The sequence below is a fragment of the Rhodococcus sp. R1101 genome, from assembly GCF_000278445.1.
GTDB lineage: Bacteria > Actinomycetota > Actinomycetes > Mycobacteriales > Mycobacteriaceae > Rhodococcus > Rhodococcus gordoniae.
The window spans coordinates 1-389 of record NZ_AJVB01000968.1; the positions used below are offsets into that span (position 1 = coordinate 1).

Below are 389 nucleotides of genomic sequence, written 5' to 3' on the forward strand. Positions count from 1 at the left end.
AGCGCACCGCGTCCTCCTCGCACAGCCCCCCGCCCGCGGCGAGGGTGTCGGCCACGTGGGCGTCGACGCTGTCGCCCACCGGCGCCACCACGGCGATACCGCCCTGGGCGTACTGGGTGGCCGTGTCGGTGGGGCCCCCCTTCGCTCACCGTGAGCACACGCGCGCCGCGTCGGGAGGCGGCGCGCGCGGCCGTGAGGCCGGCGACACCACCCCCGACGACCACCAGGTCGGCGTGGTCCTCCCACGCGACCGTGATGGAGGTGGTCACTCGCCGCTGCCCGGGTTGCCGATGGCGATCATGCGCTGCACCGACAGGCGGGCCCGCTCGGCGACGCCGGCCTCGACGTGGACCTCGTCGCGTCCCTCCTGCAGGCAGCGCAGCGAGCGC

2 pseudogenes are annotated in these 389 nt (G+C 76.6%); both read right to left on the minus strand.

From position 1 onward, the window contains the following. Nucleotides 1-269: pseudogene (locus R1101_RS29975) on the minus strand (FAD-dependent oxidoreductase); the annotation flags it as partial. Next, nucleotides 266-389, minus strand: a pseudogene (locus R1101_RS30540) (quinolinate synthase NadA); the annotation flags it as partial. The pseudogenes R1101_RS29975 and R1101_RS30540, both read right to left, overlap by 4 nt.